Origin of the sequence: Luteolibacter rhizosphaerae, assembly GCF_025950095.1 — a bacterium.
In the GTDB taxonomy this organism is placed as follows: domain Bacteria; phylum Verrucomicrobiota; class Verrucomicrobiia; order Verrucomicrobiales; family Akkermansiaceae; genus Haloferula; species Haloferula rhizosphaerae.
On record NZ_JAPDDR010000007.1, the window covers coordinates 378,178 to 386,380 of the forward strand.

Genomic DNA, 8,203 nt, shown 5'->3' on the forward strand with positions numbered 1-8,203 from the left:
GAGGGTCATCAGGTGATTGATTTCAGTGGTGATTTGAAACCCGGTTCTCGGGAACAGTCGAAGAAGAGACAGTAGGATAGTTCGGGCCACTGATTAACAATGAGCAAGATGTACGTGGGGAACCTCCCCTTCTCCGCCAGCGAAGATGAGCTGCGCGAAGCCTTCGGCCAATTCGGCCCCGTGAGCGAAGTGAGCCTTGTGATGGATCGCGAAACCGGCCGCCCGCGCGGCTTTGCCTTCGTGACCATGGGCACCAAGGAAGCCATGGAAGCCGCAATCCGCGGTTTGGACGGCAAGGATTTCGGTGGCCGTAACCTGACCGTGAACGAAGCGCGCCCGCGCGAAGAGCGCCCCTCCTTCGGTGGCGGCGGTGATCGTCGTGGTGGTGGCGGCGGCGGCTACGGTGGTGATCGCCGTGGCGGCGGCGGTGGTGGTGGTGGCTACGGCGAGCGCCGTGGTGGCGGCGGCGGTGGCCGTGGCGGCTACAGCGATGACCGCCGTGGTGGCGGCGGCGGTGGCCGCTGGTAAGACCTACCAGTCGTTTCCCAACTTTAAAGAAGGGCGGATCCTCAGAAGAGATCCGCCCTTTTTCTTTCTCAGGCGCGGGAGCGAACCATGAGCTCCCTGATGATGGAAAAAGCCGCCCGCGATCCATCCGCTGCCGCCAAAATCGCCTGCTGCATGCGCCCCGCGCTCAGGTCCCCGGCGGCAAAGATGCCGGGCTTGCTGGTTTCACAGGTTTCCGAGCGCTGGACCGCTCCATCCTCCCGGAGATCCAAACCCAAGGACTCCACTAGGGGGGGCTGACGCTGATCAGGAGCCACCCAGAAAGTCTCGATCGGCAATTCCGTGCCGTCTTCCAGAAGCAGACCGGCGAGCCGATGGTCCCCGGAGCCGCCGCGAATCTCCCGAATAGGCCGGCTCTCGACGCGAACTCCCTGCTCACCGAGCCTGGCCAGATCCGCTTCCGGAACCGGCAGGCCCTGGGTGAAGACCGTGAGATCCGCGGTCCACCCCCTGAACAAAGGCGCATGCTCCAAGGCGGAAAGGTCCTTCACCAGAAGCCCCCAGGCCCGGTCGCGCTGCTCGTAACCATCGCAGAACACGCAGTGGTGCACGCCCTTGCCCCAGTTCTCCTTGAGCCCCGGGATGTCCGGCAAGGTATCGACCAAGCCCAAGGCCAGGATCACATAGCGGGCGCGGACCTTCTTCCCTCCGGAGAGCTTGAGCTGGAAGGCTCCGGCCTCGCCCTTGATCGCCTCCACCAAGCCCCGGCCGAAACGGAAGGTCGGATAGCGAAGGAGCTCCGCCAGACCCAAGCGGCGAAAGTCCGCGGGAAGAATGCCATCCCGACTCACGAAGGTGTGGAGCGCGGGAGCGGCGGCGTTCCGGGGCGTACCGCCATCGATCAGAAGCACCTGGCGACGGGCTCGGGCCGCTACCAGCGCGGCCTGCATCCCCGCGGGACCGCCGCCTATCACAACCAGATCGGCTTGGATCTCCCCATCCTGCTCTGTCGCCAATGAGCAGGGAGCCATGGAAGAGGCGGCGGTGAGGCAAACCACCTGTTTGAGCATCTTGCGACGGGTCGATCTTGAAGAGTCCGGGGCAGAAGTATCGGAAGACATGAGGCCCAGCATGGACCGGAGCGGTGAAACTTTGAATTTCCCTTCCGGCACGAATATTGATACCAGATCAGCATCAATGATCGACGACCTCCGCTCCCTGCGCGCCTTCATCGTCACGGCGGAAGAGCTGAACTTCCGTCGGGCGGCAGAGCGGCTGCACATGTCCCAGCCGCCGCTGAGCCGGATGATCGCGGGCCTGGAGGAAAGCCTCGAGACGAAGCTCTTCGAGAGAAGCACGCGCTCGGTCAACCTGACCACCGCGGGGATCCGCTTTTACAAGGAAGCGCTCGCCCTGCTGGAGCAAGCGGACGGACTGGCCCGCCGGATGAAAAGCGAATCACAGGCGCGGCGGCGACGCTTCCCGATCGGCTGCACCGCAGCCGCTTACTGCACCGAGTTCCCGCGCATGGTGGCGCGGCTCCGCGAGCTTCACGCGGACATGGAGATCGAGCTTCACGAGATGAACTCGGACGCCCAGCTCGATGCCCTCGCCGCGACCAAGATCGATGCCGGGATCGTCCTGCTACCGGCGGCTCAGCCGGAATTGGAGTTCGCCCCCTTCGCCCGCATCCGCATGCAGATGGCGCTCCCAGCCGCTCACCCGATGGCCGATCTCCGCGAGCCGGTGGCCCTCGCCGACCTGAGGCGGGACGTATTCATCGTCCACACCCGCGAGGAGAACCCGGCGATGTATCACGAGATCCTGCACCACTGCGCGAAGGCAGGCTTCCGGCCCAAGACGCTGACCAAGAAGAAGGGGCAGAACTGCATGGCAATGGTCGCCTCCGGAGCGGGTGTCCACTTCACCGCGGCCACCGGCCGCTGCACCAGTGTGGAGGGAGTGAAATTCGTGCCGCTGGCCGGGGAAGCGCCGGTGCTGGAGATGGCACTCGCTTGGCGGAAGGGCGACGAGATGCCCGCGATTGCAAGCCTGCGGAGCCTGATTCCCGGCAGCTGAAAGCTCCCGCCCCCGGGAAAAGAAGAAGGCCACTTCGTGAGAAGTGGCCTTCTGAAAGGATGGCAACCCGTAGGGGAATCGAACCCCTATTGCCAGAATGAAAATCTGGAGTCCTAACCGTTAGACGAACGGGTCTTGCTATCGTTGCCGCGAGCGGCGGGCGGAAAACTAGCCAGAGGGGGACTCTTGGCAAGGAAAAAGCGGCAACAAATATTCGCGTGTCGCATTCATACCATCGGTACTGTGCAAGTATGCTGCCCCGCTTGCGGCTTGTCAGTGGGCTTCCGCCCCCTACCCTGCCCGCCCGGTCCGACAATTCCGAACGCCAAATGAATACCGACATTCTCTCCCAAGCCGCCACCCAGGCCCGTGGACTTGCCATGGACGCCGTGCACGCCTGCAACTCCGGACACCTCGGCCTGCCGCTCGGTTGCGCGGAAATCGGCGCGGTTCTCTTCGGCGGCGGTGGCCTGCGCTACAATGCGGACGCACCGAAGTGGCTCAACCGCGACCGCTTCATCCTCTCCGCCGGCCACGGCTCGATGTTCCTCTATAGCTGGCTGCACCTCTCCGGCTACGCGCTGCCGCTGGACGAGCTGAAGCGCTTCCGCCAGCTCGGCTCCCACACCCCGGGTCACCCGGAGTCCTTCGAGACGGTGGGCGTGGAAGCCACCACCGGCCCGCTGGGCCAAGGCGTAGGCAACGCGGTGGGCTACGCCCTCTCCGCGAAGCGCGCCGCCGCGAAGTTCAACACCGCGGACCATGTGATCTTCGACCAACACGTCTTCGCCCTGCTGGGTGACGGCTGCCTCCAAGAAGGTGTGGCCAAGGAGGCGATCGCCTTCGCCGGCCATGGGGGCCTCGATAACCTGGTGCTGATCTATGACTCCAACGATGTGACGCTGGATGCGATGGCCGAGAAGACCCAAGGCGAAGACGCCGAAGGCTACTTCAAGTCCCAGCAGTGGGATGCCGTGACCATCGACGGCCACGACTTCGCCGCGATCTCCGGCGCCATCAGCAAGGCCAAGGCCGACAAGAACGGCCGCCCGAAGGTGATCATCGCGAAGACGCTGATCGGCAAGGGCATCCCGCAGGTGGCCGGCACCGCTTCCGCGCACGGCGAAGGCGGCGCGAAGTTCATCGATGAAGCCCGCGCGGGCCTCGGTCTCCCGGCCGACGAGCACTTCTACGTTTCCGCCGATGTGTATGCTCACTTCGCCGGCGTGAAGGCGGAGTCGAAGAAGACCTACGATGCCTGGCAGGAGACCTACAATGCCTGGGCCGCTGCCAATCCGGAACTGGCTGCCGAGCTGAGCGCCGGTGTGCCGAGCGACCTTTCCGCCAAGATCCCGGCCTTCGCCGCGGACTACAAGGATGCGACCCGCGGTGCGGGCGGTGTGGTGGTGCAGGCAGTGGCGAAGGCCGTGCCGCAATTCATCACCGGCTCCGCCGACCTCTACGGCTCCACCAAGAACTATATCAAGGACGGCGGCGACTTCTCCGCGAGCAACCCGGGCGGCCGCAACATCTGGTTCGGCATCCGCGAGCACGCAATGGGCGCCATCTGCAACGGCATCGCCTACGACGGCCTGTTCCGCGCGAGCGGGGCGACCTTCCTGGTCTTCGCCGACTACGTGCGCCCCTCGATCCGCCTCGCCGCGCTGTCGAAGCTGCCGGTGACCTACATCTTCACGCACGACTCCGTGGGTGTGGGTGAAGACGGCCCGACCCACCAACCGGTGGAAACCGTGAGCGGTCTGCGCGTGATCCCGAATCTCGACGTGATCCGCCCCGCCGACGCGGAAGAAACCGCCGGTGCCTTCGTGGCCTCGCTGCTGCGCACCGATGGCCCGACGCTGCTGAGCCTGACCCGCCAGGCGGTGCCGCTGATGAACGAGCTGTCCGTGGAAGAGCGCCGCGAAGGCGTGCTGAAGGGCGCCTACATCGCGAAGAAGGAAAAGGGCGAGCTGAAGCTGATCCTCATGGGCAGCGGCTCCGAACTGCAACACGCGATCGCCGCAGCCGATGAACTCGGCGAGGGCGTGCGCGTGGTTTCCGTGCCCTGCTTCGAGCGCTTCGATCGCCAAGGCGCCGACTACAAGGAGAGCGTGCTGCCGAAGGCCGTGACGAAGCGCATCGCCATCGAGGCGGGTGTGTCCGACCTGTGGTGGAAGTACGTCGGCCTCGACGGCAAGGTGCTCGGCATCGATCGCTTCGGCATTAGCGCACCGGGTAACACGGTGATGAAGGAGCTGGGCATGACCAAGGAGCACGTGGTGGCCGCGGCCAAGGCGCTGTAAGACCGGCGGTCTAACTGAGACTTTGAAAGGCGCGCTCTCTGAGAGGGGGAGCGCGCTTTTTGTGGGGGTAAGCGTTAATAGTGCGACTAAGGATCGTCCGGCCCAACAGAGCTCAATCAACTTTCCGACTCTTCTCCCTCGAAGGTGTTAGGCATTTGCTGAAACCGCCAGAGCTTGAGGACTTGCCCTTGGTAACTATCGGGTATTAGAACTCCAAATTCTTTCACGTCACTCTTGGGAGCCAGTGATGTTACCCCTTCCTTTTCGGAGGTAGAATACAAATACTGATTGCTCACAATTTGGCTCATCGAGCCGACAAGTTCGAAACCCTGTCCCTCACTAATAATCTCTGGCTGAACGATAAAGTCAAAGTGATCCACAAGACCTCCGCTCACGGCAACCGGAGTCTTTACGTCTCCCCATTTCCCAAAGAAGATCAGAAGCGCCGCGATCTTTATCTCTAGCTGATTGGTAATCTCTTTGCCTCCTACATGCAATGTAACGCGCCCTATGGTAAAAGGGGCGAGACCATGAAGGTCAATAGAACGCGGCTTTGTTAGATCAGCGTGCAATCGCATTACTAATGGCACCTCCGTCCCAACGTGGACGTCGCCGAGTAGCCCCATTTCGTTGATCTTCATTGCCTCCATTATCGACAATCGAAATTTTCTCCCCTCGAGCGAGAGTCGACTTGGGTCGATCAAAGTCCAACAGTTCCATCCAACCCAGTAAACCGCGATTTTTAAGGGGATTCCCACAGTTGAAGAGTAGTTGGCAAGTCGCTCCAAGTACTTTTCTCCTATCACGAAACAGTCATCTATGGACGAGGCCCTGAAATTCTTAACCTCAACAAGTATCTGTGATCCTTTCTTCGTTTGAATTCTGAAATCGGGTCGGGTCAGGAGTCCGCTGCTGTCAAAGAAGATGCCTTGATCTTCTTCAGTGATCACAGCTACCTCACCTAATGCAGCGATAACGTAAGCAAACATATGCTGCGCGCGAAAGCCATAAAGGCGTATCGAACTGTCGGTCTGTCTTCTGACGAGCTCCGATAGCCTAGCAGAAAAATCAGCCCGATTGACTGCGTGCTTAATGGGAAGCCCCATCTCTCTGGCAATCTGGTCAGCCAGCCTGAGCAACGACGCATTCAGGTCGCTTATGTCGCGCGGATGCATTGGTGATTATGATCGTCGAGCCTCGGCGCTCAGCAAGGCTCTAACACCATTCGCGTCACACGATCGAAGCAACGCGCTTCTTGTCAGGCGTAGGGAATGAGTTGTGATGCGCACCGTCTAGTTCCCGCCCAGCTGCCTTCTTATTTCGGCCGCCCCATTGTTTGAAGAAGAATGCCACATCATGTCGCGCACACTGATCACGGATCTCAGTCGCCCATTCTGGTTTCATCGGTCGTGGTCGGGCTCCGCTTTCACCGCCTACAATCACCCAATCGATTCCATCCAGATTCAATCGGGAAAGCGGCCCAATCAACGGCTCGCAAGAGAGAAATCGAACGGCAGCTGGAATGCCGCGCAAATCGTCAATACGGTGAGTGACTCGTTCGTCCTCCACGCTCACACCAATCCAAATGTTTTGGCTCCAAGTTAAATCGCTCCAAACCTTCGCCAACCGGTCGGCACGCTTGGTCAGAACTTGGAAAACCAGATGAGGATTTGCGTTCATCACACCAAAAACCCGCTGAATGAATTCGAGGCTCACATCCTTGTGGAAAAGATCGCTCATTGAATTCACGAAAACCATCGCGGGCTTACGCCAACTAAAAGGAATGGCGAGGGCTGCTTCGTGCTCGCGGATCTTGAACCCGTCCCGGTATTTTTCCACCCCCATCGCTTGGAGCCTTCGAGACATGATCTCAGCATAGCAAAACTTACAGCCCGACGAAATTTTGTCGCAGCCGGTTGTGGGATTCCACGTGAGTTCAGTCCACTCGATCGAGCTTGAAGCCATGGCAGAATAATATTCAGTATTTGCTGAATTTCAAGCCTCCTGAGGCATCTAAAACAGCTCGCGTTGGACCTCCCTCTTGGGCGGATTCAAGAATGTGACATAATCGATCTGCTCTTCTGGAAAGGAATGAGCTCGAGGTGCACAACCCGGCTTGGCTTGCACTCTAATCAAGTGACTCCGACTTAGCCAATCCAGCATCCCTTTGGGATTGATGAACGGAGTTTCGCAAAGCGCGTAAATGTCTAGGTCCGCGTAGGTTACATTTTGACCTAGATACTTTTCATGCATGATCTTGGCGAAGAACTCTGCGTCGTCGTTCTTAAAAAGAATGTGATGATCACGGTAGGCGTCCGAAAAACAGTAGTTCCCACTACCATCGATCGAGCGCATAGCTTCCTTCATTTTCTCCATTCCCAACCGATTTCTTGAAGCGAAAACCAAGTAGTAGTTCAACCGGTCGGTCTTACCTCGCATCTCAAAGCTCCATACGAACTTGACCCCGTCGATAGCGAGTAGCTTCTGCTTGTAGAGAGCTAGGGCCTTCTCGGATTTGCGTGCCAGCGAATCGTTGTGAGGCTCCAAAGCTGTCTGCCATTCGTCACATCCGAAAACTTCGTTGAGTTGTTTCTCCCAGCCAGGATTCTTGCCAAAATGAATTCGCGCAATCCCGTCAGCATCGAAATTCAGTAGCAACTCGCTTCCCTGGCTTTCTAGGCATCGTTGAAAAAGATGGAACGGTACTCCTGTGCCCCCGAAGGGATCCGCGAAGATTAGAAGAGGCAATGCTCCGGTCACATTGTCAGCAATACTCGGCATCTGTATCAACTCGCCAAAAACCGTCTCAAAATCTCCGTGGCAGGGTTTGGGGTGAATGCGCTTGGCTAAGCTCATCTGGCTCAGCTTCTCAGCCAAGTAATCCAAGGTATTGCGATCTGATTCGATAAAGAAACAACTGATGTCCTCAACAACAATCCGCTCGGGCTTTTTCGTGATCCAAGAATTGAAAACATCGAGAGCGGCCAAAGGCGAGCCCTCGGGATGATTTTCGTAGCTTCCGGGACCCGCAAATCCATCAATATACACCAGCTTCTTGAACTTCGATCCGACAATGGGAAACCAAGCATTCAGATAACCTTTTAGAATCTCGATTTTTGCAATTGTGTGAGGTGCGGCCTGCCACAATAAGGAATTATTCTGAGCCATCGGTGAGTAGAATTCATTTAGAAGCTGTCTGAAAAATGGTCAGGCGTCGATTCTTGCGAGCATGCGCTTGGTCATGGAGAGATAGATCAGCGCTTCCGAATGTTCGATCCTTACCTCGTGGTCGCGGATCAAACGACGGGATTGGA

The 8,203-nt window shown here is 58.8% G+C and carries 7 protein-coding genes and 1 tRNA gene; 3 read left to right on the forward strand and 5 right to left on the reverse strand.

Going from position 1 to position 8,203, the window contains the following annotated elements; all coding sequences use genetic code 11:
* The first annotated feature begins 99 nt into the window (after positions 1 to 99).
* Complete coding sequence (locus OJ996_RS15410; protein WP_264514515.1) at positions 100 to 528, forward strand: RNA recognition motif domain-containing protein; 429 nt, start codon at positions 100 to 102, stop codon at positions 526 to 528.
* Positions 529 to 596: 68 nt separating this feature from the next.
* Here the strand turns inward: OJ996_RS15410 and OJ996_RS15415 are convergent, their stop codons facing one another.
* Positions 597 to 1,628, reverse strand: a complete 1,032-nt coding sequence (locus OJ996_RS15415; RefSeq protein WP_264514516.1) for an NAD(P)/FAD-dependent oxidoreductase — start codon at positions 1,626 to 1,628, stop codon at positions 597 to 599.
* Between the two features lie 76 nt (positions 1,629 to 1,704).
* Here OJ996_RS15415 and OJ996_RS15420 point away from each other — a divergent pair, with 76 nt between their 5' ends.
* Positions 1,705 to 2,586 carry a LysR family transcriptional regulator gene (locus tag OJ996_RS15420; RefSeq protein ID WP_264514517.1) on the forward strand — a complete coding sequence of 294 codons (882 nt, stop codon included), beginning with the start codon at positions 1,705 to 1,707 and terminating at the stop codon, positions 2,584 to 2,586.
* Between the two features lie 60 nt (positions 2,587 to 2,646).
* On the opposite strand, the gene OJ996_RS15425 is transcribed toward OJ996_RS15420, so the two are convergent.
* Positions 2,647 to 2,721, reverse strand: a tRNA-Glu gene (locus OJ996_RS15425).
* Between the two features lie 194 nt (positions 2,722 to 2,915).
* Between OJ996_RS15425 and tkt the strand changes: the two genes are divergently transcribed.
* Positions 2,916 to 4,889: a transketolase gene (gene tkt, locus OJ996_RS15430; protein WP_264514518.1), complete on the forward strand. Its 1,974-nt coding sequence runs from the start codon at positions 2,916 to 2,918 to the stop codon at positions 4,887 to 4,889.
* A gap of 116 nt (positions 4,890 to 5,005) precedes the next feature.
* Here tkt and OJ996_RS15435 read toward each other — a convergent pair whose 3' ends face one another.
* From OJ996_RS15435 to OJ996_RS15445, 3 genes are read right to left on the reverse strand one after another with little or no spacing between them, the layout of a single operon-like run.
* The gene (locus OJ996_RS15435; RefSeq protein WP_264514519.1) at positions 5,006 to 6,064 is read right to left on the reverse strand and encodes a hypothetical protein; all 1,059 of its coding nucleotides are present in this window, start codon (positions 6,062 to 6,064) and stop codon (positions 5,006 to 5,008) included.
* Between the two features lie 55 nt (positions 6,065 to 6,119).
* Positions 6,120 to 6,854, reverse strand: a complete 735-nt coding sequence (locus tag OJ996_RS15440; RefSeq protein WP_264514520.1) for a DUF5131 family protein — start codon at positions 6,852 to 6,854, stop codon at positions 6,120 to 6,122.
* 48 nt (positions 6,855 to 6,902) lie between these two features.
* Positions 6,903 to 8,057 (reverse strand): three-Cys-motif partner protein TcmP, encoded by a 1,155-nt coding sequence (locus tag OJ996_RS15445; protein WP_264514521.1) that lies wholly within the window; start codon positions 8,055 to 8,057, stop codon positions 6,903 to 6,905.
* Between the last annotated feature and the right edge of the window lie 146 nt (positions 8,058 to 8,203).